Source organism: Pseudomonas sp. KnCO4 (assembly GCF_045344305.1).
GTDB classification, from domain to species: Bacteria; Pseudomonadota; Gammaproteobacteria; order Pseudomonadales; family Pseudomonadaceae; genus Aquipseudomonas; species Aquipseudomonas anuradhapurensis.
Genome location: NZ_CP174199.1, coordinates 2317154 through 2339550 on the forward strand (window position 1 = coordinate 2317154; position 22397 = coordinate 2339550).

Annotated in this window: 22 protein-coding genes and 2 pseudogenes; 15 read left to right on the top strand and 9 right to left on the bottom strand. The window is 62.0% G+C overall.

Going from position 1 to position 22397, the window contains the following annotated elements:
• Window positions 1–67: 67 nt before the first annotated feature.
• Entirely contained in the window at window positions 68–772 is a 705-nt protein-coding gene (locus tag ACJA3S_RS10870) for an SDR family oxidoreductase (RefSeq protein ID WP_406821832.1), read from the top strand.
• A 7-nt stretch (window positions 773–779) separates the two neighbouring features.
• Here ACJA3S_RS10870 and ACJA3S_RS10875 read toward each other — a convergent pair whose 3' ends face one another.
• Window positions 780–1178 carry a tetratricopeptide repeat protein gene (locus ACJA3S_RS10875; protein WP_406821833.1) on the bottom strand — a complete coding sequence of 133 codons (399 nt, stop codon included), beginning with the start codon at window positions 1176–1178 and terminating at the stop codon, window positions 780–782.
• A 188-nt stretch (window positions 1179–1366) separates the two neighbouring features.
• Window positions 1367–1819 carry a hypothetical protein gene (locus tag ACJA3S_RS10880; RefSeq protein WP_406821834.1) on the bottom strand — a complete coding sequence of 151 codons (453 nt, stop codon included), beginning with the start codon at window positions 1817–1819 and terminating at the stop codon, window positions 1367–1369.
• Window positions 1820–2140: 321 nt separating this feature from the next.
• Here ACJA3S_RS10880 and ACJA3S_RS10885 point away from each other — a divergent pair, with 321 nt between their 5' ends.
• Window positions 2141–3184, top strand: a complete 1044-nt coding sequence (locus ACJA3S_RS10885) for a DUF3592 domain-containing protein (protein ID WP_406821835.1) — start codon at window positions 2141–2143, stop codon at window positions 3182–3184.
• Window positions 3185–3314: 130 nt separating this feature from the next.
• Window positions 3315–3596: pseudogene (locus tag ACJA3S_RS10890) on the top strand (alcohol dehydrogenase catalytic domain-containing protein); the annotation flags it as partial.
• Window positions 3597–3644: 48 nt separating this feature from the next.
• On the opposite strand, the gene ACJA3S_RS10895 reads toward ACJA3S_RS10890, so the two are convergent.
• A protein-coding gene (locus tag ACJA3S_RS10895) for an IS3 family transposase (protein WP_264311055.1) occupies window positions 3645–4864 on the bottom strand; the annotation gives its coding sequence in 2 pieces (ribosomal slippage) (window positions 3645–4516 and window positions 4516–4864; 1221 coding nt in all).
• 52 nt (window positions 4865–4916) lie between these two features.
• On the opposite strand from ACJA3S_RS10895, the pseudogene ACJA3S_RS10900 reads away from it, so the two are divergent.
• A pseudogene (locus tag ACJA3S_RS10900) lies at window positions 4917–5780 on the top strand (zinc-binding dehydrogenase); the annotation flags it as partial.
• 35 nt (window positions 5781–5815) lie between these two features.
• Here ACJA3S_RS10900 and ACJA3S_RS10905 read toward each other — a convergent pair.
• Window positions 5816–6736, bottom strand: a complete 921-nt coding sequence (locus ACJA3S_RS10905) for a LysR family transcriptional regulator (protein WP_406821836.1) — start codon at window positions 6734–6736, stop codon at window positions 5816–5818.
• Window positions 6737–6829: 93 nt separating this feature from the next.
• Between ACJA3S_RS10905 and ACJA3S_RS10910 the strand changes: the two genes are divergently transcribed.
• Genes ACJA3S_RS10910 through aroE form a run of 5 tightly spaced genes read left to right on the top strand, consistent with a single transcriptional unit; the run spans window position 6830 to window position 10668 of the window.
• Complete coding sequence (locus ACJA3S_RS10910) at window positions 6830–7777, top strand: ketopantoate reductase family protein (protein WP_406821837.1); 948 nt, start codon at window positions 6830–6832, stop codon at window positions 7775–7777.
• Window positions 7774–8172 (top strand): VOC family protein, encoded by a 399-nt coding sequence (locus ACJA3S_RS10915; RefSeq protein ID WP_406821838.1) that lies wholly within the window; start codon window positions 7774–7776, stop codon window positions 8170–8172. The genes ACJA3S_RS10910 and ACJA3S_RS10915 overlap by 4 nt, the downstream gene beginning before the upstream one ends.
• Window positions 8169–8624: a MaoC family dehydratase gene (locus ACJA3S_RS10920; RefSeq protein WP_170029491.1), complete on the top strand. Its 456-nt coding sequence runs from the start codon at window positions 8169–8171 to the stop codon at window positions 8622–8624. Before ACJA3S_RS10915 ends, ACJA3S_RS10920 begins: the two co-directional genes overlap by 4 nt.
• Window positions 8621–9853, top strand: coding sequence for a CaiB/BaiF CoA transferase family protein (locus ACJA3S_RS10925; protein ID WP_406821839.1), 1233 nt, complete (start codon window positions 8621–8623; stop codon window positions 9851–9853). The genes ACJA3S_RS10920 and ACJA3S_RS10925 overlap by 4 nt, the downstream gene beginning before the upstream one ends.
• Window positions 9850–10668, top strand: coding sequence for a shikimate dehydrogenase (gene aroE / locus ACJA3S_RS10930; RefSeq protein WP_406821840.1), 819 nt, complete (start codon window positions 9850–9852; stop codon window positions 10666–10668). The genes ACJA3S_RS10925 and aroE overlap by 4 nt, the downstream gene beginning before the upstream one ends.
• A 234-nt stretch (window positions 10669–10902) precedes the next feature.
• Here aroE and ACJA3S_RS10935 read toward each other — a convergent pair whose 3' ends face one another.
• The 4 genes from ACJA3S_RS10935 to ACJA3S_RS10950 are packed head-to-tail and all read right to left on the bottom strand — an operon-like array spanning window position 10903 to window position 14804.
• Complete coding sequence (locus tag ACJA3S_RS10935; protein WP_406821841.1) at window positions 10903–11625, bottom strand: peptidase; 723 nt, start codon at window positions 11623–11625, stop codon at window positions 10903–10905.
• Between the two features lie 39 nt (window positions 11626–11664).
• A complete protein-coding gene (locus ACJA3S_RS10940) occupies window positions 11665–12444 on the bottom strand; it encodes a transglutaminase domain-containing protein (protein WP_406821842.1) in 780 nt (259 codons plus the stop codon).
• Window positions 12441–13391 carry an alpha-E domain-containing protein gene (locus ACJA3S_RS10945; protein ID WP_406821843.1) on the bottom strand — a complete coding sequence of 317 codons (951 nt, stop codon included), beginning with the start codon at window positions 13389–13391 and terminating at the stop codon, window positions 12441–12443. The genes ACJA3S_RS10940 and ACJA3S_RS10945 overlap by 4 nt, the downstream gene beginning before the upstream one ends.
• A 3-nt stretch (window positions 13392–13394) precedes the next feature.
• Window positions 13395–14804, bottom strand: coding sequence for a circularly permuted type 2 ATP-grasp protein (locus tag ACJA3S_RS10950; RefSeq protein ID WP_170029497.1), 1410 nt, complete (start codon window positions 14802–14804; stop codon window positions 13395–13397).
• Between the two features lie 594 nt (window positions 14805–15398).
• Here ACJA3S_RS10950 and ACJA3S_RS10955 point away from each other — a divergent pair.
• The 3 genes from ACJA3S_RS10955 to ACJA3S_RS10965 all read left to right on the top strand — a co-directional run bounded on the left by ACJA3S_RS10955 (window position 15399) and on the right by ACJA3S_RS10965 (window position 17615).
• Window positions 15399–15992 (top strand): N-acetyltransferase family protein, encoded by a 594-nt coding sequence (locus ACJA3S_RS10955; RefSeq protein WP_406821844.1) that lies wholly within the window; start codon window positions 15399–15401, stop codon window positions 15990–15992.
• The gene (locus tag ACJA3S_RS10960) at window positions 15989–16348 is read left to right on the top strand and encodes a cupin domain-containing protein (RefSeq protein WP_406821845.1); all 360 of its coding nucleotides are present in this window, start codon (window positions 15989–15991) and stop codon (window positions 16346–16348) included. The genes ACJA3S_RS10955 and ACJA3S_RS10960 overlap by 4 nt, the downstream gene beginning before the upstream one ends.
• An 838-nt stretch (window positions 16349–17186) precedes the next feature.
• A complete protein-coding gene (locus tag ACJA3S_RS10965; protein WP_406821846.1) occupies window positions 17187–17615 on the top strand; it encodes a hypothetical protein in 429 nt (142 codons plus the stop codon).
• 108 nt (window positions 17616–17723) lie between these two features.
• On the opposite strand, the gene gcvA is transcribed toward ACJA3S_RS10965, so the two are convergent.
• Complete coding sequence (gcvA, locus tag ACJA3S_RS10970) at window positions 17724–18623, bottom strand: transcriptional regulator GcvA (protein WP_406821847.1); 900 nt, start codon at window positions 18621–18623, stop codon at window positions 17724–17726.
• A gap of 102 nt (window positions 18624–18725) precedes the next feature.
• Between gcvA and ACJA3S_RS10975 the strand changes: the two genes are divergently transcribed.
• The 3 genes from ACJA3S_RS10975 (at window position 18726) to ACJA3S_RS10985 (ending at window position 22388) form a co-directional block, all read left to right on the top strand.
• Window positions 18726–19910: an MFS transporter gene (locus tag ACJA3S_RS10975; protein ID WP_406821848.1), complete on the top strand. Its 1185-nt coding sequence runs from the start codon at window positions 18726–18728 to the stop codon at window positions 19908–19910.
• Window positions 19911–20232: 322 nt separating this feature from the next.
• The gene (gene aepX, locus ACJA3S_RS10980; protein WP_406821849.1) at window positions 20233–21189 is read left to right on the top strand and encodes a phosphoenolpyruvate mutase; all 957 of its coding nucleotides are present in this window, start codon (window positions 20233–20235) and stop codon (window positions 21187–21189) included.
• Entirely contained in the window at window positions 21189–22388 is a 1200-nt protein-coding gene (locus ACJA3S_RS10985; protein ID WP_406821850.1) for a pyridoxal phosphate-dependent aminotransferase, read from the top strand. Before aepX ends, ACJA3S_RS10985 begins: the two co-directional genes overlap by 1 nt.
• Window positions 22389–22397: the final 9 nt, after the last annotated feature.

Below are 22397 nucleotides of genomic sequence, written 5' to 3' on the forward strand. Positions count from 1 at the left end.
GCTGCCAGCGTGGCTGCTAGGGTGAATGCACTTGCAAACACAGCGCTGGATTAGCGAAGGAGGCAACATGTCTGAAGCAAAAGTGGCCATCATCACCGCCGGTGGCAGCGGCATGGGCGCCGCAGCGGCACGCCGCCTGGCCGCCGACGGTTTCAAGGTCGGTATCCTGTCGTCCTCGGGCAAGGGCGAAGCGCTGGCCAGGGAATTGGGCGGTATCGGCGTTACCGGCAGCAACCAGTCCGTTGCCGACCTGCAGCGCCTGGTCGATGCCGTGGTCGGGCAGTGGGGGCGCGTCGACGTGCTGGTCAACAGTGCTGGCCACGGGCCACGCGCGCCGATCCTGGAAATCAGCGACGAAGACTGGCACAAGGGCATGGATACCTACCTGCTCAATGTCATCCGCCCGGCGCGCCTGGTGACGCCGATCATGCAACGGCAGAAGGGTGGCAGCATCATCAACATCTCCACCGCCTGGGCCTTCGAACCCAACGAGATGTTCCCCACCTCGGCGGTGTTCCGTTCGGGGCTGGCCGCGTTCAGCAAGATCTTCGCCGACACCTACGCGGCCGACAACGTGCGTATCAACAACGTTCTGCCTGGCTGGATCGACAGCCTGCCGGCCACCGAGCAGCGCCGCGACAGCGTACCGCTCAAGCGCTATGGCTCCAGCAAGGAAATCGCTGCCACCATTGCCTTCCTGGCCAGCGAAGGGGCCGCCTATATCACTGGGCAGAACATCAGGGTCGATGGTGGCCTGACGCGGAGTGTCTAGGCCGCCGTCAGTGCGCAGCGGTCGGTAGCATGCCTGAGCGCCGGGCGTTGTGCGCGGCTTCTATCAGTTGCAGGTTGCGACTGCGTAACGCGTGGTTGGCGCCGACACGCAGGTTGGAGCGCAGCGCCAGGGTTTCGGCCTGTTCGAATTGCCCTTGCTGAAGGCGCAGTACGCCCAGGTAGTGCAAGGTTGCCGGGTTGTTCGGCTGGATCTGCAGCGCGCGCTCCAGGGTGGCCGCCGCCTGGTCCAGCTGGCCTTCGGCATACTGCTGCGAAGCCGTTTCGATCAGCACGGTCGAGGCATTGTTGCTACGTGCCGGTGCGGAGCGCTCGCCGGCCAGCGCAGCGGGTGCCGTGATGGCGCTGAACAACAACAGCAAGGTCGACAGAGAAAGCGTATTGGGCATCAGCGGTGGTCTCGACACGGCCTTGGCGGTGGTACGAGCCGTGCAGCGAGGGAAATGTTGTCGGGGGCAGGAAATGATGGCGTTGGCCGGGTGGTTCAGGGCTTGAGATTCATTTGCACGCTTCAGCAGCTGGTTGCTGCTGAAGCGTGCAGGCTTTCAGCCGTGCCCGACGAAGCCGCTGCTACGGTTCAGCGATCGTTCTTCGACGAGTTTCGGGCCGCGCCGCTCAGCCCCTTGGTGTTGTGGTCACCCGGGGTCGTGGCGGAGATCGCCGTCGATTTCGCCAGGCCGCGGGTGTCCTTGGATTGGGCAACACCGGAGGTGGTAGTGCCGTGGCCGTTGTCGCTGTTGCGCGAGCTGCCGTAGTGGTTGCCACTCAAGCCATGGTCGCGCGTGGCCTTGCCGGCGTGATCATCGCTGAGGCCGAAGCCATTGCCAGTGTGGCTACCTTTGCCAGCGCCCTCACCACCGCCCAGCCCGCCGCCGTGGCCGGCACCGCCGCCATGACCGCCGCCACCACCGTGGCCACCGCCGCCGCCTTTGGCATACGCCGAGGCAATCGGTGAAACATCGGCTGGCAACAAGGCAGTTGCGCCGAACGCAAAGGCACAAGTAAAGAGGGCTACCAGGGTTTTTCTCATGTTTGTTCGCCTCCAGAAGGCGCAGGGGTGCTTGGTAGCCAATACGACATTGGGTTCGGTTTCGAGTTCCGCCAACCCGACAGAATACGCATGGATCCAATCCCTGAGCATCACCCGTCCAAGAGCCCTTTCCGGCCACGCTCCAGCCAAAAAAGGAAGTGTAAAGACGGGCTGATCGGCAGGCGTGCAGAGGCCGGAAGTTGCATGGCAATAAAGTTTCGATGAACTAACCTCAGTACAGCTGCACATCGCCCGCCGGCGCAACTTGCTGCCGAATGCCTTTGCCGATAGAACTCCATCTCCCGGTGGCCAAGGAGTCTTATGAAGATCTTGTTGCTGAGGGTGGTCCTGTTCGTTGTGCTGTTTTTCTTTGCCTTTATCTGCCTGCTTGCAGCGCTTGATGCGCACAAGAAAGGGGAACAGGTCAAGACTTGGTGGAAGTTGAATGCGACTGTTGCCACTGTTTCCATCGCCGAAGAGTTGCGCAGCAAGGGTATGACCTATTGCCCTTCGGTCAACGTGACTTTCGAATTGAACGGGCAGCAGCACACGTCCCCGCTCGAAGTATCGAGTTCCCCCTGCGGGACTAGCCTGGAGTCGGTCGAAAGGTCAATTGCAACGTTCAGGCAAGGCAAGGTAATCGGCATTCTTGTCGACCCTGCAAAGCCGGACAGCGTCAAGCCAGGGACCTTCTCGCTGGATGGGGTCTTTTACTTCTGCAGTATCATGGGTGCGCTCGGCGCTGTCGGCGCTGTCGCTGTACTGCGGTGGCGTCGCAGTAAACCGGTCAGGCGAACGCCTGGAAAACACCTTTCACCTGTAGCGATGAGCAAGAAGGCGATTCAGAAAAGCGTTCGCAAGTTACTCGATGCTGGCACGGCAAAGTCGCAAGTATTCGCACAGCTTTCTGGCCAGGGCGTAAAAGACAGCCAATTAGCCTACTTCATCGCTTCGTATGCGGATCCAGTGCGTTGCGACGAACACGATCGTAAAGTCAATATTCTCATCACGATAATGCTCGTCCAGGCGTTGCTTGGCCTTATTGCAGGGCTGCAAGGGGGGGCCCAAATCGGGTCAACAGCCAAGTGGGTCGTGGCTGTGTCCAGTCTCCTGATCCCCTTGCTTCTGGTATGGGGCTTCTACAACCACCGGGCCGGCGCCTATAACGCGTATATTCTCCTTGCACTGGCGCAGCTTCCGAAATCGCTTGCAGGGTTTGCATCCGACCCGGCAACCACCACTGGCGTGATGGCCATCAGTATCGCTCTGCTGGCTTTTGTCTGGTACGTCCGGGGCAAGATCTTCCCGGATTTCGCCTTCGTCGGGCCCAGGAAAGTCAACGGCAAGTATTTGTTCACGGGCTGACCCACCGCCGGCGCGCTGGTGATTAGCGCCACTGATCCGGCTGGTCACACACAGGCTGAACACCGAGGGCAAAGCCACTACCCCAACAAGGTAGGGCGCCTTTCGTGCCCCTGACATTCGGGAGTTCAGTATGAAAGCTATCGTCTATAACGGCCCGCGTGACGTCGCCGTCAAGGATGTGCCGGACGCAAGAATCGAAAAGCCCACTGACGTGCTGGTGCGCATCACCACCAGCAATATTTGCGGCTCCGACCTGCACATGTATGAGGGCCGCACCTCGTTCGAAGCCGGGCGTGTGTTCGGCCATGAGAACCTTGGCGAAGTGATTGAGGTGGGCGCCGGGGTCGACCGGGTCAAGGTCGGTGACCGTGTCTGCCTGCCGTTCAATATCGGCTGCGGGTTCTGCGAGAATGTCTAGTCCTGAAATAGGTTTACACCTGTTCAGGTAGGCCGACAGGCCTCAAAACGCTCGATGCACCGCATCGGGCGTTTTGTTTTTCAGGGCCATATGGGGCCGTTCTGTGTTGTAGATCTGCACTGCCTCGTCAACCATCTGCCTCGCTTGCTCAAGATCTTCAGGGCTGCTCAACAGCAGTTCCATCTTGAGAATTCCGTTGATTCGCTCGGCCAGCGCGTTCTGGTAGCAGTCATACCCATCAGTCATGGAGCACTGAACATCGTGCCGTTGGTGCAGTGACTGGTATAGCGCCGAGCAATATTGGATGCCTCGATCCGAATGGTGGACTAATGGCTGGCGACGACGTCGCTTTCGTAGTGCCTGCTTGAAAGCTTGCGCCACTGACTCGGCATGCAGGCTTTCATGAACGTGGTGGCCAACAATTTTCCTGGAGTACGCATCCGTTACCAGGCTCAGGTACAGCGGGCCGTTACGTGCGGGCAGGTAAGTAATGTCGGCAACCCAGACGTGCTCCGGCCTTGTCGGAACGACTTGGCTTGGGCCGGGCTTGAGTAAGTTGGGGTGGCGGTAGAAGCGATGAAAGCTCTGTGTTGTCTTGTGGTATGCCCGCTTGGGCAGCACCAGCAAACGGCGCTCTCCCAAGACCTGGAACAGCCTATCTCGGCCGACCTGGAATCGTTTGTCAGGCTGGCAATGCAGCAGATAGTGCAGCTTGCGTGTACCCAGACGAGGCTGGCGCATCCGGACTTGCTGAACAAACTCAACCACCCGATCTGCCTGGCGCTCTTTGCCATCAGCAGCTCGGTTGCGCTTGTAGTAAGCCTGTCGACTGATGCCTAGAAACTGACAAGCCCTGGCAATGCTCAGTCCTGCGACTTGACCTTGCGAGAGGACTTGCCGGATCGCTTTTTTACGACCGAGACACCATAGTCATTTTTCAGAACATCAACGACCGTTTCAAAGAACTGGGCCTTCTGGCTCATCAGCTCAAGCTGCTGCTCAAGCTCTTTGATCCGCTGCTCTGGAGTAAGCGTTTTGGGGTCAGACATCGCGCAGCTCCTCTCGTCGCGGATCGAGGCCCCCTGGCTCCAATCCTGCCGACCGTGCTTACGCAACCATACCAGAACCGTCGACCGACCCTGGATGCCATACCGCACCTGGGCCTGCTTATAGGTCAATTCGCCTTTTTCAATCTGATCAACCACCGCCAATTTAAAAGACAGTGAGTAATCACGCTGTGTGCGCTTTACACCTTGCTCCATCTGACTCTCCGGAAATTCGGGATGGGAGGTGTAAACCTTATTCAGGACGGGACAGAACTGTGAAAAAGGCCTGACCGGATTCTGCCTCACGGCCAACCCGGGGGCCGCCGGCGCTGCCTACGGCTTTGCCGACATGGGCCCATATCAAGGTGGCCAGGCAGAGTTGTTGCGTGTGCCTTACGCTGATTTCAACTGCCTGGTGCTGCCGGAGGACGCCCAGGAGCGCGAAGACGACTACGTCATGCTCGCGGATATCTTCCCCACTGGCTGGCACGCAACGGAGCTGGCCGGTCTGCAGCCGGGCGAAAGTATTGCGATCTATGGCGCCGGCCCAGTGGGGCTGATGGCGGCCTACTCGGCAATCATCAAGGGCGCCTCGCAGGTGTTCGTGGTAGACAACCAGCCAGATCGGCTGCAGCTTGCCGCGCGGCTTGGGGCAACGCCGATCAACGCCGTCGAGCACAAGGCCGTGGAAGAAATCATGAACCTGACCCACGGCAAAGGCACCGACCGGGGCTGCGAATGCGTGGGCTATCAGTGCTGTAACAGGCATGGCCATGAAGTCAATTACCTGACCATGAACAACCTGGTTGCCTCGACCAAGGCTACCGGTGGCATAGGCGTAGTGGGGGTGTTCGTGCCAGAAGACCCGGGGGCGAAGAACGACCTGGCAAAAGAGGGCAAGATGGCCTTCGATTTCGGCGCGTTCTGGTTCAAGGGCCAACATATCCGCACCGGCCAGGCGAACGTCAAGGCCTATAACCGGCGCCTAGCAGCGCTCATCCATCATGGGCGTGCCAAGCCTTCGCAGATCATCTCCCATCGCCTGACGCTTGCCGAAGGCCCCGATGCCTACAAGCATTTCGATGCGCGGGATGATGGCTGGACCAAGGTAGTGCTCAAGCCTGCTGCCTGATCCATGTTGCCCTGCCTCCACGGACGGAAGCAGGGTCAGCGCTGCTGACTGCCTGCGCTCTGGAACAACGCCCGGATTACCTCCCTCATCCAGCGATTGCCGCTGTCCTGCTGGTACCGGGCGTGCCAATGCTGCTTGACCGTGAAGCCTTCTACCGCAAACGGGCAATCGTGCACCTGCAAACCATGCATGGCGGCCAGCGTGTAGCCGATGTGCCGCGGCAGCGTGGCCACCAGGTCGGTCGACCCGACAATCATGCCCAGGCCGAGAAAGCCCGGCAGTTCCAGCATGATCCTGCGTGCGATGGCGGCCCGCGCCAGGCCGGCCTCGAGCAACTTCTGCCCGGTCCCGGCACTGACCTGCACATGCCCTTCGGCCTGGTACTGCGCCACGCTGATGCCTTGGCCCAGGCGCGGGTGGTGCGGGTTGCTCAGGCAGACCCAGTCCTGTTCGAACAACACTTGCTGGTACATGCCCGCGCCCAGCCATGGTACGAAGCCGATGGCCAGGTCCGCTTCGCCCGATTCCAGGGCGCTTTCGGTGTTGCCATCGATGCGTGCCGCCTCCAGGCGAATGCCTGGCGCATGGCTGCGCAGGTGGTTGAGGATGCTGGGCAACAAGGTGATGTGGCTGGCATCGCTGACGCACAGGCGAAAGCGCCGCTGCGCCGTGGCCGGATCGAATTGCGGTGCCCAGGTGGTCAGGCGCCGCAGCGATTCCAGCACTTCGCGGCAGGGCCCGATCAACTGGTCAGCCCGTGGGGTCGGGGCCATGCCGCCTGGGGTGCGCACGAACAGCGGGTCGTTCAGTTCTTCGCGCAAGCGGCCCAACCAGATACTCACGGTCGGTTGACTCTGGCCCAGTTGTTCTGCCGTGCGGGTCACGCTGCGGCACTGGTACAGCACATCGAACAGCTGCAGCAGCTTGGGATCGGGCAGGGTGTCGAGTACGCTCATTATTGTAAAACTCAATATACATATTGGAGGCATTGTATAGCGCAAATAAGGCCCGCTGCATAAGGTAGTCGCAAACCACAGGAGGTCTGCGACGTGAAAATCTGCATTCTGGGCGCCGGCGCCCTGGGTTGCGCCATTGGTGCAGCCTTGAGCGAGGCGGGGCATGAAACCTGGCTGTTGAACCGTGGCCGCGCACATGTCGAGGCCATGCAGCAGCACGGGCTTCAGGTGCAGGACGAGCGCGGCGTGCGCCAGGTACGAGTGAATGCGGCCTGCGCCGCCGAAGACGTCGGTGTGGCCGACCTGGTGGTGGTGCTGGTCAAGTCGTTCCACACCCGCGAGGCGATCGCAGGGGCAGCCGCGCTGATCGGGCCGCAGACGCTGGTGCTGTCGCTGCAGAACGGTCTCGGCCACGAAGACCTGCTGGGCGAGGCCGTAGGCGCGCAGCGGGTATTGGCCGGCAAGACCTACGTCGGCGGCGTGCTGCTGGGGCCGGGCTCGATCCGTGCCGGGGTAGCCGGCAAGCAGACCTTCATCGGTGAGCTTGATGGCAGGCGCACCCCACGGGTGCAGGCCATCGCCGAAGTATTCAACGGCGCCGGGCTCGCCACCACGGTCAGCGACAACATTCTCGGCACCATGTGGGACAAGCTGCTGGTCAACGTCGCCACTGGCGCTCTCAGCGGCATTACCCGGCTCAGCTATGGCCAGCTGTACAGCGAGCCGCTGCTGGAAAGCACCGCCAAGGCCGCGGTGGCCGAAGCCATCGCCGTCGCCGAGCGCGCCGGTATCCGCCTGAGCCTTGCCGACCCGGACGCCGCCTGGCGGCTGGCCGCCGAAGGCCTGCCGGCGAGCTTCCGCACTTCGATGCTGCAGAGCCTGGAAAAGGGCTCGGTCAGCGAAATCGATTTCATCAACGGCTCCGTCGTGCGCTGGGGCCAGCGCCACGGCGTGGCTACGCCGGTCAACGCGACCCTGGTGGCTTGTATCAAGGGTATCGAGCGCGCCATGGCCGATCAGCACAAGGGGAGTCATTCATGAGCCAGCCGAAAGCCTACCTCGAACATGTGGCGTTCTGGGTGCGCGACATCCACTGGCACATCCGCTTTTTCAGCGAGGTGTGCGGCATGACCATGCGCGAGGTCCAGGGCGATGTCGAGCAGCCTGCGCAATATTGGACCCTCGGTGGCCTGCAGTTCATCCACCAGCCGGACTTCGCCGGCCCGGAAGGGCGCCTGGCGCACCTGGGCATCATGTGCGAAGACCTCGAAGCTGCGTTGGCGGCCGCCCAGCGTTTCGGCGTCAGTGAAATGCCCCAGGGCCGCAACTGGCTGCGCCTGCCCGACGGCCTGGCCGTCGAATTCATCCAGGCACGGCCGGCGCAGTGCGTTGCCCAGGCGCTGGCCATCGACCCGCGTGCGGAGGTGCAGGCATGAGCGTGGTGGAAAAATACTGGGACGATGCCCGCGAAGGCGATGAATGCATCAGCCCCAGCTACACCGTGACCCGCGAACGCATCCTGGCCTACGCCGACCTCACCGGTGACCACACCCCGGTACATGTCGACGAGGCGTATGCCAACGCAAGCCACTTCGGCTGCCTGGTTGCCCATGGCCTGTTCGGCTTGTCGATCGCCGACGGCCTGAAGACCCAGTGCGAGTACCGCTTCGTGCCGGGCATGTCGCTGGGCTGGACCTGGGACTTCGTGCTGCCGATCAAGGTCGACGATGTGCTGCACGTGCGCATGCGCGTGGGGGCGATGCGCCCGAGCAACAGCCGCCCGGGCTGGGGCATCGTGGTCTTGCCATCGGAACTGATCAACCAGCACGGCGAAGTCGTGCAACGGGGCGAGCACCGGCTGATGGTGCCGCGGAGGGCGCAGGCATGAGCCAGGCACTGCCATTGGCGGGTATCCGCGTCATCGACTACAGCCACTTCCTCGCCGGGCCCTACGTGGGCCGCTGCCTGGCCGCGCTGGGGGCCGAGGTGATCAAGGTCGAGCGGCCTGGCAGCGGCGATGCCGGCCGCCAGCACGCGTTCACCCTGGACGATCAGCAGAGCGGTTACTTCCTGCAGCTGAACATGGGCAAGCAGGGCGTCAGCGTGAACATGAAGGACCCACGCGGCAAGGCGTTCATGCAGCGCCTGACCGACTCGGCCGATGTGTTCATCGAAAACTACCGCCCCGGTGCCCTGGACAAACTCGGCCTGGGCTATGCCGAGCTGGCGGCGCGCAACCAGCGCCTGGTGTACTGCTCGATCTCCGCCTACGGCCACACCGGGCCGGATGCCCACCGCGCCGGCTTCGGCCTGATCGCCGAGGCCAAGAGCGGGATCATGCAGATGGTCGGCGTGCCGGGCGAGGCGCCACCGTTGCTGCGCATTTCCCTGGGCGACATGTACACCGGCATTCATGCCGTGGCGGCGATCAATGCGGCGCTGCTGGGCCGGGTGACCAGTGGCCGTGGCCAGCACATCGACATGGCCCTGTACGACACGCTGGTGTCGATGCATGAATACGCAGTGCAGTGCTACACGTTGTCCGACGGCAGCGTGCTGCCCGAACAGACTGGCCATGACATGCCGACCTCCACTCTGTACGGCGTGTTTCGCGCCGCCGATGGCGACCTGGTGATCGCCGCCCAGGTCGACGATGCCTGGAAGCGTTTTGCCGCGATGCTCGAAGCCAACGGTGGCCCGCCCGGGTTCGGCAGCGATAGCCGCTACCACAGCCTGAACGGTCGCAACAGCCACCGCCAGGCGATCCTCGCCGTGGTCCGTGACTGGGTCGGTGCACGTCGCGTCGCGGATATCCTGCAGTTGCTCGATGCGGTCGACATCCCCAGCGCCAAGGTGCAGCGCATCGACGAAGTGGTGGCCGACCCGCAGATCCAGGCGCGTGGCATGCTGCTTGAGCAGCAGCACCCGCGCTACGGCACCTTGCGCCTGCCGAACCTGCCGTTCCGCTTTTCCGACTGCGATACCACGATCCGCCAGGTGGCCCCGGACCTGGGCCAGCACAATGCCCAAGTAGCCGCCGGGCTAGGCTTCAGCCCTGCAGAAATCACCGCCATGCAGGCAGACGGTGTGCTGTTCACCCACGGAGATGCACCATGAACGACCGCTATGCAGTGATCGGCCGGCCGATCAACCACACCAAGTCGCCTTTGATCCATGGTCTGTTTGCCGAGGCCACCAGCCAGTCCCTGGCGTACGGCGCCATCGAGGGCGAGCTTGCGGGTTTCGAGGCCCAGGTGCTGCAGTTCCGCAGTGAGGGCGGCTTGGGCATGAATATCACTGCGCCGTTCAAGCTGCGTGCGTTCGAGCTGGCCGACCAACGCAGCGAGCGCGCACAGCTGGCGCGCGCGGCCAATGCGCTGAAGTTCGAGGATGGCCGGATCTACGCCGAGAACTTCGATGGCATCGGCTTGTTGCGCGATATCGAAGAAAACCTGGGTGAGCCGTTGGCCAATCGCCGGGTGCTGCTGCTCGGCGCCGGTGGCGCGGTGCGCGGGGCGTTGCTGCCGTTCCTGCAGGCCGGGCCGCGCGAGTTGGTGCTGGCCAACCGCGACATGGCCAAGGCACTGACCTTGCGCAACGAGCTGGATCACCCGCGCCTGCGCATAAGCCGTTATGAGGAGCTGCAGGGGCAGGCGTTCGACATCGTGGTAAACGCCACTTCCGCGAGCCTCACTGGTGAGCTGCCACCGCTACCGGACGATGTGCTCGGCCAGACACGGCTGGCGTACGAGCTGGCCTATGGCAAAGGCCTGACGCCGTTCCTGCGCATGGCCCAGGGGCAAGGTGTGGCGCGCCTGGCCGACGGTGTCGGCATGCTGGTGGAGCAGGCGGCGGAGGCCTTTGCCTGGTGGCGCGGGGTGCGCCCGGAAACCCGCGCGGTAATCGATCGCCTGAGCATTCCCTTGGCATAGGCCCTGAGCGGCGTCAGCCGCGATCACCGCCGGTGTGCCGTTCGGCAAGCCGGGGTCGACTAATACGCTGCGGATCGAAACCTTGATCTGAATCACCGCATCTCTCCTGTGGGAGCGGGCGTGCCCGCGAAGAGGCCAGCAGGGACAACGATGTTGCCTGAGCTGACGCATTCGCGGGCACGCCCGCTCCCACAGGGTGAACTGCGCCAGCCTGGAAATTAGCACCGTATCGATTCAGCCATAGGGCGGCGCGGGCAGTTCGGCCAACAGCCGTTTCAAGCCGTCGCTCCACTGCCTGCGGATCTGTTGGTAATAGGCATCGTCGCTGGTAATCCGTTGCCGTTCCGGCGCTTCCAGGCTGTCCTTGTGATACACCAGCAGGTCCAGCGGCATGCCCACCGAAAGGTTGCTGCGAATGGTCGAGTCGAACGAGATCAGGCCGCAGCGCAAGGCTTCATCGAGCGGCGTGTGATAGCCCAGGTTGCGGTCCAGAATCGGCCGGCCGTACTTGCTTTCGCCCAGTTGCAGGAACGGCGTGTCCGCCGTGGCCTGGAAGAAATTGCCCTGTGCGTAGACGTTGTAGATGGCCATCGGATCGCCGGCAATCTGGCCACCGACGATGAACGAACTGCTCAGGTCGATGCCGGCCGACAACTTGCTGCGATCGCGGCTGACCACTTCGCGCAGGGTGTCGGCTACCAGTACCGTTGCATCGTACAGCGTGGCCACGTTCAGCAGGTGAGTGCCTGGCCCGCGGGTGCGCTGCCGCAGCAGGTTCACCACCGACTGCGAGGTTGCCAGGTTGCCGGCGGTCTGCAGGACGATCAGGCGTTCGCCCGGCACGCCGAACACGAACAGCTTGGCAAAGCTGGCGATCTGGTCGATGCCCGCATTGGTACGTGAATCGCTGATGAAGACGAGCCCGTCCGCCAGGTGCATGGCGACACAGTAGGTCATGCTGTTTCCCTTGTGGTTTCCATGATGGGGCAGCGCCTGTCACTGGCGATGCACATGAACGCTGGCCTGCAGCGATTCGGCACCGCCGCCACGGCGCACACCCCTGACCGGGCAGGCATCGAGGTAGTCCAGGCCCACGGCCAGCTTCAGGTGACGCTCTGGCCGGGTCAGGCGGTTGGTGATGTCGAAGCTGTACCAGGCGCCGTCGACCCAGGCTTCGGCCCAGGCATGGCTGGCCAGGTGCTGCTCGTCCTCGGTGCACAGGTAACCGGAGACGTAGCGTGCCGGTATCCCCAGGCTGCGTGCGCAGGCGAGGAAGGCGTGGGTGTGGTCCTGGCAGACCCCGGCAGCGCCGCTGAACGCTTCGATGGCGGTGGTGCCCACCGACGTCGTGCCCGGGCTGTAGGGCATGTGCTCGGCCAGCCCGTGCATCAACCCGATCAGCGCCGCGCGGTCGCGGTGCTCGCCGCAGTGGCGGTTGGCGAAGGCCTTGAGCGCGTCATCGGCCTGGGTCAGGTGGCTGCCGCGCAAGAACGGCAATGGCGACTGCTCGCCGGCCTCTTGCTCGCGTTCCGGGTCGATCTCCACCTGGCCGCTGGCGGTCAGGGCCAGGTGGCCGTGGGGTTTGTCCAGGGTCAATACGTGCAGGATGTTGCCATACGGGTCGATCTGGCCTTTGACTTCGCAGGGCAGGTCCAACTGCCAGGCGTCGATGCGCTGGCGCTCGCTGCTGCGCGGCGTCAAGCGCAGGAACTGAATGCTGTTGCACACGTCGCTGGCATAGCTGTAGGTGGTGTCGTGGCGAATGGACAGTTTCATACGACCTCCAGATAGGAGTGGTAGACCGCCTGGCCCAATTGGTTGATGCGCCCGATGAAGTCGCTCAGCCACGGGTGCAGGCCGGCCTCGAGGATTTCGTCGATGGCGGTGTAGCGCAGGCGCGCATTGAGCTCGGCGGCCATGCGCTGGGCGGCGCGGCGGTTGCTGCCGGGCAGGCTGGCAAGGATCTGGTCCAGTTCCTCGATGCAGGCGTGCAGCGAGCGGGGCACGTCCACCCGCAGCAACAGCAGTTCGGACACCGGCCGGGCGCTGGGCGCGGCCCGGTACAACTCGTTGAAGGCTTCGTAGGAGGTCAGTGCGCGCAGCAGGGCACTCCACTGGTAGTAGCCACGGGCCGAGTCGTCGCTGACCTCTTCGGAGGCCTCGCCAAACATTTCGTAGCGGGCATCGAGCAGGCGCAGGGTGTTGTCCGCCCGCTCCAGGAACGTCCCAAGGCGGATGAAGCTGTAGGCATCGTTGCGCATGATGGTGCCTGAGGTTGCCCCACGGAACAGGTGCGAGCGTTCCTTGACCCAGTCGCAGAACTGGCTGATGCCATAACGGCCAAGGCCATTGCCGGCAATGTTGCGCATCTCGATCCAGGTCGCGTTGATGTTCTCCCACATGTCGGCGGTGATCCGGCCACGTACCGCGTGGGCGTTGGTCCTGGCCGCCTGCAGGCAGCAATAGATGCTGCTGGGGTTGGTCGCGTCGAGGGCGAAGAAGTGCAGCATGCGCTCGCTGTCGAGCTCGCCGTGGCGGCGGCGGTAGTCGTCCAGCGTACCCGACGCCAGCAACGACATGGCCAGCTCGGCATGGCCGTCACTGCGCCCGGCCTGGGGCATGAGTGACAGCGAATAACTGACCTCGAGCATGCGCGCCAGGTTTTCCGCGCGCTCCAGGTAGCGGGACATCCAGTACAGGTCGGAAGCGGTTCTCGAAAGCATGGTTCAGTCCTCCACCACCCAGGTGTCCTTGGTCCCGCCACCCTGTGACGAGTTGACCACCAGCGAGCCTTCCTGCAACGCCACGCGGGTCAGGCCGCCTGGCACCAGGCGGGTTTCACTGCCGGACAGCACGAACGGACGCAGGTCGATATGGCGCGGCGCGATGCCGCTGTCGACGAAGGTCGGGCAGGTGGACAGGCACAGCGTGGGCTGGGCGATATAAGCGTGCGGGCGGGCCTTGATGCGGGCACGGAACGCCTCGATCTGGGCGCTGGTCGATGCCGGCCCGACCAGCATGCCGTAGCCACCGGAGCCCTGGGTTTCCTTGACCACCAGCTCGGGCAGGTGGGCCAGGACATGCGACAGGTCGGCCGGCCGGCGGCACTGCCAGGTGGGGACGTTGTTCAGTATCGGCTCTTCGCTCAGGTAGAAGCGGATCATGTCGGCAACGTAGGGGTAGATCGACTTGTCGTCGGCCACCCCGGTGCCGACCGCGTTGGCCAGCACCACGTTGCCGGCGCGGTACACCGAGATCAGCCCCGGCACGCCCAGCATCGAGTCAGGGTTGAACGACAGTGGGTCGAGGTAATCGTCGTCCAGGCGACGGTAGATCACGTCGACCTGCTGCGGGCCGGCGGTGGTACGCATGTAGACATGCTCGTCGCGGATGAACAGGTCGGCGCCCTCGACCAGCTCGATGCCCATTTCCCGCGCCAGGAAGGCATGTTCGAAATAGGCGCTGTTGAAGCGGCCAGGGGTCAGCAGCACGGCGGTCGGGTTGTCCAGCGGGCTGGCGCTCTTGAGCGTGTCCAGCAGCAGGTTGGGGTAGTGGTCGATCGGGGCGATACGCTGGGCGGCGAACAGCTCGGGGAACAGCCGCATCATCATCTTGCGGTCTTCGAGCATGTAGCTGACCCCGCTGGGGGTGCGCAGGTTGTCTTCCAGCACGAAGTAGCTGCCATCGCCATCGCGGACCAGGTCGACGCCGGCGATATGGGCATACAGGCCACGGTGCAGCCCGAGGCCCTGCATGGCGATCTGGTAGCCCTCGTTGGCCAGCACTTGCTCGGGCGGGATGATACCGGCCTTGAGGATGCGCTGGTCGTGGTAGATATCCTCCAGGAACAGGTTCAGGGCCTGCACGCGCTGGATACAGCCGCGCTCGACCATGCGCCATTCGCTGGCGCGAATGCTGCGCGGGATGATGTCGAAGGGGATCAGGCGCTCGGTGTCCTGTTCGTCACCGTACAAGGTGAAGGTGATACCGGCGCGGTGGAACAGCAGGTCGGCTTCGCGTCGCCGTTGCTCCAGCAACTCCTGCGGGGTGTTGGCCAACCAGCGGGCGAACTCCTGGTAATGCGGGCGGCAACTGCCGTTCGTTTCGTACATTTCATTGAAAAACGCCCGGGACATACCCACTCCTTGCCGCCGTTGCCGGCAGCTTCATTGCGGTCATCTACAAATTTCTCGGTGCAGCCTTGCGGGGGTAGGTGGGTCCTGTGTCTGTGGTGAGCCTCTGGTTCGTTCGAGCAAGTGCGGCTTGCCTGCAACAAGCCTTTGCAATGAAGGTGCCGAAAGCCCGGCACAGCGCGGTGGCGCTGGTAAATAAGCGGCAACCCTTTGAATCAAGGGAATTTTTTGTGCTGGTTAGGGTTGCGCAGCGCACGCCGGAGACCGGGCTGTGGGCAGGGCTGCTGGCGGGCATGCATCAAAAAGGCGCGTTCTGCGCCTGGCTGCAGGTTTTGACCCGAGTTGGTGCGCGCCGGCCCTCATGGCGACCATTGGACCCGCGCCTGTACAGCGGCCCACCGCCTACAACTGCACGATCGATTCCCCAGCCCTGAGCCATCAGGCGGCCACGTGCCCTTGAGCTTGGGGCAACGTCGCACGCCGTGCTGACGGTGTTCGCCCAGAGCATGATGGCAGCTGTTCAACCCGCCTACGCTGCCCCCTGTCAAAGGCGTAATCCTTGAAAACCAATCACCCGAACCCGTGGGAGCACCGTACGTGCCTATCGACTTCAGACCCGCTCAAGCCTCGGACGCGCGCGATATTGCGCGCTTCTTTCAACTGACATCGGAGGGCATGGCCGATTACATATGGAGCAAGCTTGCCGCACCCGGAGAAGCATTGCTGAGTGTCGGTGCATCTCGCTATGCCAGGGAACAGGGCGATTTTTCTTACAAGAACTGCCTGATGGCCACTTCCGACGGACGCGTCATCGGCATGATGCATAGCTACGCCTTGCGCGAGACCCCTGACAGGCCTGTCGAGACAGACCCGGTCCTGGCGCCTTATGCCGACATGGAAATACCGGACACCTTGTACATATCCAGCCTGGCCCTGGATGAGGCCTGGCGCAGCCAGGGGCTGGGCGCCGAGTTTCTTCGCCACGCCCAGCAGCGCGCCGAGGACGCTGGCCTGGATGGGCTATGCCTGATCGATTACGCAGAAAACCACGGTGCACGCCGCTTCTACGAACGTCACGGTTTTCACATTGTTAAAACCTGCCAGATCGTTCCGCACCCGATGCTGGGCGTGTCCGGTGAAGCCTATTTGATGTATCGCCCTATCCACAACCTGCTCGAGAAAACACCATGACCCAGAAACTGACCGTGTTCCGCGAACTGGATATCCAACCGCTGCGCGACCTTCCGTTTTTTGAAGAGATCGTGGAGGGCAGCCCTCATACGCTGACGTCAAAGTACTATCACGATGAACAGCAAGGGCGCATTTCCGGAGAGTGGGAAGCCAGCACCGGCGCGTGGCGCATCGACTACAAAGTGTGGGAGTTCTGCCATGTCCTGAGTGGACGCTGCGTCATCGAGCTTGAGGGTTGCGAGCCCATCGCACTGGCCGCTGGCGACACGTTCATTATCGAACCGGGCGCCAAGGGCAAGTGGACCGTGCTGGAAGACATGAAAAAGAACTTCGTCATCCTGTTGCCCGCGAACTAGGGTCTGTGTGAAAAGTCTTGAGACGAAGGTCAGGCAAGGCGAAAACAGCCGAGGAAGCGGAGTTTACGGGTTGTAAATGAGCATTCCGAGGCTGTTTTCAACGCAGCATCACCGAGTATCAAGGCTTTTCACACAGAGCCTAGGCATGGGCCGCGTTACAGACTTGGCCTGAAAACTACCGGGGCTGCTGCGCAGCCCCTTCGCAACAAGGCCGCACTCACAACCCGCATATTCCCAATGGTGGGAAACGCCACGGCGCACCATTGGTCGCCTAGCCGCAGCGCTGGCAGTAGCATCCGAAAAGTAGCAGGCATCCATTTGTCATTATCGGTATTGTGGCACTATCCATTTGCATGGAAAGAGCGACCGTTTAATGAATAAAGATAAATGGCTTTTAGCCATTTTTCACTAATCGCCAATGATTCTAATCACATGATAGCCATTTTTTTCCAGGTGGCTAAGCTCGTAATCGCGCAACGGATATTAGGGATGTACGCGCGCCAATCATGACGGATCTATTAAAGGACTATGCAAATGGAAAGCTTCGCTATCGCCGCATCACAAATCAACTGGAATGGTGGCCAACGGATCACTTTGAATCCAGGGGAATACCGCCACCTGCACCACGTTACGCCCGGGTCAGATATACGGGATTTTCCTCTATAACTCGGCGGGGAGTGACAACAATGCCACCGTCAGTGTGGTATGGAGCAATAGCCAGCCTCCGGCACGCATTACCGTGCCAGGCACCACGGCTAATGCAGGGTTGGCCTCGATGGGCTTCGTTTCGGGGACCGACACCCAGACCATTTCGGTCTCGTTACCCAGCAACAGTGGCATGGCCCAGGTCGAACTGTGGTTGGGCAGTACCAGCATGCCGACCAACACCAGCGGGCTTAACAATAACCCGTTGCAGGCCAACGGCGAACAATATCCGTTCAACAAATACAGTCGCTATTATGCGGTGCCGCCGTCAAAATGGATGAACCTGACCATCGTCAGCAAGATCACCCAGTTTATTTCGTGCCAGTTCCGCGAAGCGGCTGCGACGGTGTTTGTTGTGAATGAAACGTCCAACGGTTTGCTGGCAGGGCAAGTCACCAATATCGGCCCAACCGCTTCGCAACCCGGTGCGGTCAACATTGTGGCGACGCAGATTCAAAGTATCAGTAACAACTTGCAAGGCGACGGTACTCAGTGGGTCTGGATGGACGCTGACAGTCCGCAAGACTCGACCAATGCCAGTATTTCTCTGCAGTCACTTTAAACACGCAGTCCGCTGAAATAAGAGAGTCACGCCGAGCGTGACTCTTTTATTTTGCTACAGTCACTTTGCTGATGCGCCGTCAACTTCAGGCGCCAGACCCTTGGTTAATCAGACGGGCGCACCATTGTCGTGTTGGAACCGGGAGAACATCCAGTCGATGAACACCTGGGTTTCGGCCACCGCATCCTGCGACACGCCATAGTAATAGCGAGTCAGCGGCAGGCGCAGATGGGGCAGGGGGTTGTACAGGCGGCCGGTAGCCAGGTCCTTGCCCAGCAGCGAGGCCGGGCACAGTGCCACGCCAAGGCCGTCGACGGCCGCTTGCAGCACCAGGTGCATGTGATCGAACTGCAGCGCCGGCTGCTGCCTTGCCTGGCTGACCCCGGCCAGCTTGCACCAGGCCTGCCAATCAGCACTGCGCGTCCTGCCTGAGAGCAGGGTATGGCGCAGCACATCCGCTGGCGCCTGAATCGGTATCGCCTGCAGCAGGGAAGGGGCCGCGACCAGCAGCAGGTCGTCTTCGAGCAGCACGTTCGGTTCCAGCTCGGCCGCCCAGCCCGAGCTGCCACGGCGCACCACCACATCGAAAGCTTCACGCGATGGGTCCGGGGCCAGGGTGCTGGTCACCACCTCCGGTTTGATCTCCGGAAACTGCGCCATGAAATCGGGCAACCGTGGGATCAGCCAGCGCACGGCAAAGGACGGGCGCACATTGATGATCACCTTGCGCGCTGCGCTATTGCCAGTCAGGGCCTGGGTGGCGTTGGCGATTTGCGCCAGGCCCAGGCTGATCTGCTGGTAGTAGGCCTGGCCGGTCGGGGTGAGTACCGACTGGCGGTTCCGCCGTTCGAACAGCAGTACGCCCAAGTGCTCTTCAAGCAGGCGGATATGGCGGCTGACGGCGCTGTGGGTGACATGCAGCTCTTCGGCAGCACGGCTGAAGCTTTGGTGACGCGCGGCAGAGGCAAAGGCCCGGACCGCGTTCAAGGGGGGGAGGTCGCTGATCATGTGTCTAATTTACTGACATCAGACGCACAATTAAAGCGTTTGTCAGCGGCGCTGCTTCGCGCCACTCTGAACGCCGCTCCACTTGTCTTCTGGTCGTCGTCCATGGGTGCCACCACCATCTGCTCAGCTGATCGGGCTTCGCTGCGCGCAGCGTTGATCCTCAGCTTGTGCCTGCCCGGCGACGTCCTGCTCTACCTGTTGCTGCCGATGCAGTACCAGGCGTTCGGCATTACCTTGGGTGAAGCCGGGATCTTGCTGGCGGCCAACCGGCTGGTGCGAATCTTCGGCTACCACTACGTGATGAAAGGCTATGCCCGTTGGGGGGATCGCCCCAGTTCGATGCTGGCGGCCGGCTGCGCCGCCCTGTGTGCATTGGGCTATGCGACGCTTTCCGGGTTCTGGGCGTTGCTGCTGCTACGCCTGCTCTGGGGGCTGGCCTATGCTGCGCTGAACCTGTCGACCCAGGTCATGGCGACTGCACAGGCCGCGGGCGCCGCGCGCCGCAGTGGGCGTTCGCGCGCGCTGGTTGCCGTTGGCCCGATGCTGGCGTTGCCGCTGGGGGCACTGCTGAGCCTGGAGCACGGACCCCGGTTGATCTTCCTGGCGATGGTGGCCAGTTCGCTGCTTGGGGCATGGCTGGCCAGGGGACTGCCCGCTGCGGCGCATCCATTGCCTGAGGCGCAGCGCCGCTTGCGGCGGCCGGACAGCGTGGCAATGTGGTCATTCACCGAGGGGTTGACCCTCGATGGCCTGTTCATCATCGGCCTCTCGCTGTTGGCGCAGCAGCTGCTGGCGGCGGACGCGGTGCTGGTCGCAGGCGGGTTGCTGGCGGTTCGCTACCTGTCGGAGCTGCTGTTCAGCCCGCTGGGCGGCCGGCTCGCGCAGCGCTGGGGAGCGACGCGCATGCTGGTCGGGTTAGCGCTACTCACCGCCGCAGCGCTGGTGGCATTCGGTTGCCACTGGCTGGTCGCGGGGGGTGGCCTGGTGTTGGTGCTGCGTGCGTTGCAGTTGCCACTGGTGGGGCCAATAGTTGCCGAGCGTAATCCCGGCCAGCAGCGTGTCCGGGCGTTGGCGGCGAATGCGGTGTGGCGCGATATCGGGGCCGGCATCGGGCCTATGTTGGCAGCGGTGGTACTGCCCTTGATGGCGCCGGTGTGGGTGTACGCGTTGGCTGCGCTGGCCTTGGCGATCAGTGCCTTGGCCTGCGCCTGGCGGCCCGCCGTGCGCCAGCCAATGGTCCAGCCGCCAGCGGCGGATCAACAAGTTGCCGGAGGGGAAGTGCGTTAATTCATATTCGCGGCGTGTGGGCCTGAACAATAACGGGAAAACCTAATGAACATTGGGCCTGGCCGATGAAATCGGTATCTTCGCCTGCACAATAATAAGTAAACGAATCGTGCGTGGGGTGGCGCATAGTTTGTTTCCGCTGATTCATCGCCTGTTAATAAGGCTGTAATAATTTGTTGCTTTTGCCCTGTGGCTATGCTTTTTTAAGGTGGCCGCCAGCTGTGCCTGGTGGACATCGCAGTTGACGAACAGGACTTCCCGACTTGTCGGGTGTGTCGTCTGCTGCGCGATAACAATAGAGGTCAATACATAGGGGCACCGAATGTTCATGTTCGGTGTAATGGCCAACTTTTGCCGGGGGAAAATAATGAGCACTCAAGCAGCCTTCAAGTTTATTTCTGCAGATCGCCGCGCAGCCTCACTCAGGAACTTACTGAGCGATAAACGTTGCCTGCGTTTTCTCGAGGCCCATAACCCGATATCCGCGATTCTTGCCGAACATGCCTCGCAAACGGTCGATGGCCAACTGCGGGTGTATGACGGTTTCTGGTCCAGCTCGTTGACCGACTCTACCGCGCGTGGCAAGCCGGATATCGAAGTGCTGGCGATCAAGGACCGGCTGGCCAATGTCAATGATATCTTCGAAGTTACCAGCAAGCCGCTGATCATGGATGGCGACACCGGTGGCAAGCCCGAACACTTTGCGTTTGACGTCCGTTCGCTCGAACGCCTCGGGGTGTCGGCGGTCATCATCGAAGACAAGACCGGCCTGAAGAAGAACTCGTTGTTTGGTAATGAAGTCTTCCAGCAGCAGGAAACTATCGAAGACTTCTGCAACAAGATTCGCATGGGCAAGCGTGCGCAAATTTCCAGTGACTTCATGATCATTGCGCGCATTGAAAGCCTTATCCTCGATGCCGGTCTTGACGATGCACTGACCCGCGCCGATGCCTATGTCGCAGCGGGTGCCGATGGGATAATGATTCATAGCCGCCAGGAAACGCCGGACGAAATCTTTGCCTTTGCCCGGACGTTCCGCGAGCGTCACCCAACTGTACCGCTGGTGTGTGTGCCGACCAGTTATTCGAGTATTCCGTTCGAGGCGCTCGAAGCAGAAGGGTTCAATATCGTCATTTATGCCAATCATATGTTGCGCTCTGCCTATATGGCCATGAAACAGGTGGCCGACAATATTCTGTTGTCCGGGCGTACGCTTGAAGTCGAGCCTCGCTGCCTGTCGATCAAGGAAATCCTCGAACTCATTCCGGGTACCAAATAATGACCAGTCCAACTCTGGCCTTGCGCAATGACCTGGTCGTTGCGCCGAGCACTTCGCGCATGCGCGGCATCGCCAACGAACTCAAGGAGCGTGGCGAGTCGGTGATCAACTTTGCCGCTGGCGAACTCGACTTCGATACCCTCGATAGCCTCAAGCAGGCGGCCATCGAGGCGATCAAGGGTAAATGCAACACCTACACGCCCGCCCTCGGCGAGAAGAAGATCCGCCAACAGCTGGCCGCGCATGTCAGCGAGCAACTGGGCGTGGCTTACGCCTGGAACGAGGTCGGGATGACCGCAGGCGCCAAGCAGGCGCTCTACAATGCGGCGATGGTGCTGATCAACCCGGGCGACGAGGTGATCATTCCGATCCCTTACTGGGTAACCTTCCCGACCCAGATCGAGCTGGCGGGTGGCAAGCCGGTGCTGGTCGACACTCGGCCGGAGGGCTACCAGCTGACTGCCGAGCGTGTCGCTGCCGCCATCACCCCACAGACCCGGGCGATTCTGATCAACACGCCGAACAATCCGACTGGCGCGGTCTACGACAGCGAAGCCCTGCGACGCATCGGTGAACTGGCCATCCAGCACGACCTCTGGATCATCTTCGACGAATGCTATTCACGGCTGATCCGCAACGGCGGCGAGCATCACAGCATCGTCACGCTGATGCCCGAGCTGAAGGAACGCACGGTCATCGTCAATTCGTTCTCCAAGAGCATGGCGCTGACCGGCTGGCGGCTGGGCTACGTCAGTGCACCGGAGCCGGTGATCAAGGCCATGGAAAACCTCCAGGGCCACACCACCTCGAACCCCAACGTGGTGGCACAGGTGGCGGTGTCCCGGGCACTCGACGACTCGGCAGACTTCATTGCCACCGCCAATGCGATTCTTGACGCGCGCCTGCAGGTCATCCACGAGGCCTTGGCCGGTATCGAGCACCTGCGTGTAGCGCCGGCGATGGGGGCGTTCTATGTGTTCGCCGATATCCAGTGGTTCATTGGCCGGAGTTATGGCGACAAACAGGTGCGCAGCACCGACGAACTGGTCGAGCTGATCCTCGCCGAGGCCAAGGTGGCAGTGGTGTCTGGCGCCGGCTTCGGCGACCCGAGCGGTATCCGCATTTCCTACGCCGTGAGCGACGCTGATGTGGCCACGGGTATGCAACGTCTACGTGAATTCTTCGCCCGGTTCAATTGAGGAGCATCG

Excerpts from the sequence above, each read along its gene's own strand:
- ACJA3S_RS10870 (WP_406821832.1), top strand. The coding sequence starts at position 68 with ATGTCTGAAGCAAAAGTGGCCATCATCACCGCCGGTGGCAGCGGCATG.
- ACJA3S_RS10875 (WP_406821833.1), bottom strand. The coding sequence starts at position 1,178 with ATGCCCAATACGCTTTCTCTGTCGACCTTGCTGTTGTTGTTCAGCGCC.
- ACJA3S_RS10880 (WP_406821834.1), bottom strand. The coding sequence starts at position 1,819 with ATGAGAAAAACCCTGGTAGCCCTCTTTACTTGTGCCTTTGCGTTCGGC.
- ACJA3S_RS10885 (WP_406821835.1), top strand. The coding sequence starts at position 2,141 with ATGAAGATCTTGTTGCTGAGGGTGGTCCTGTTCGTTGTGCTGTTTTTC.
- ACJA3S_RS10905 (WP_406821836.1), bottom strand. The coding sequence starts at position 6,736 with ATGAGCGTACTCGACACCCTGCCCGATCCCAAGCTGCTGCAGCTGTTC.
- ACJA3S_RS10915 (WP_406821838.1), top strand. The coding sequence starts at position 7,774 with ATGAGCCAGCCGAAAGCCTACCTCGAACATGTGGCGTTCTGGGTGCGC.
- ACJA3S_RS10920 (WP_170029491.1), top strand. The coding sequence starts at position 8,169 with ATGAGCGTGGTGGAAAAATACTGGGACGATGCCCGCGAAGGCGATGAA.
- ACJA3S_RS10925 (WP_406821839.1), top strand. The coding sequence starts at position 8,621 with ATGAGCCAGGCACTGCCATTGGCGGGTATCCGCGTCATCGACTACAGC.
- aroE (WP_406821840.1), top strand. The coding sequence starts at position 9,850 with ATGAACGACCGCTATGCAGTGATCGGCCGGCCGATCAACCACACCAAG.
- ACJA3S_RS10935 (WP_406821841.1), bottom strand. The coding sequence starts at position 11,625 with ATGACCTACTGTGTCGCCATGCACCTGGCGGACGGGCTCGTCTTCATC.
- ACJA3S_RS10940 (WP_406821842.1), bottom strand. The coding sequence starts at position 12,444 with ATGAAACTGTCCATTCGCCACGACACCACCTACAGCTATGCCAGCGAC.
- ACJA3S_RS10945 (WP_406821843.1), bottom strand. The coding sequence starts at position 13,391 with ATGCTTTCGAGAACCGCTTCCGACCTGTACTGGATGTCCCGCTACCTG.
- ACJA3S_RS10950 (WP_170029497.1), bottom strand. The coding sequence starts at position 14,804 with ATGTCCCGGGCGTTTTTCAATGAAATGTACGAAACGAACGGCAGTTGC.
- ACJA3S_RS10960 (WP_406821845.1), top strand. The coding sequence starts at position 15,989 with ATGACCCAGAAACTGACCGTGTTCCGCGAACTGGATATCCAACCGCTG.
- ACJA3S_RS10965 (WP_406821846.1), top strand. The coding sequence starts at position 17,187 with ATGGCCCAGGTCGAACTGTGGTTGGGCAGTACCAGCATGCCGACCAAC.
- gcvA (WP_406821847.1), bottom strand. The coding sequence starts at position 18,623 with ATGATCAGCGACCTCCCCCCCTTGAACGCGGTCCGGGCCTTTGCCTCT.
- ACJA3S_RS10975 (WP_406821848.1), top strand. The coding sequence starts at position 18,726 with ATGGGTGCCACCACCATCTGCTCAGCTGATCGGGCTTCGCTGCGCGCA.
- aepX (WP_406821849.1), top strand. The coding sequence starts at position 20,233 with ATGTTCATGTTCGGTGTAATGGCCAACTTTTGCCGGGGGAAAATAATG.
- ACJA3S_RS10985 (WP_406821850.1), top strand. The coding sequence starts at position 21,189 with ATGACCAGTCCAACTCTGGCCTTGCGCAATGACCTGGTCGTTGCGCCG.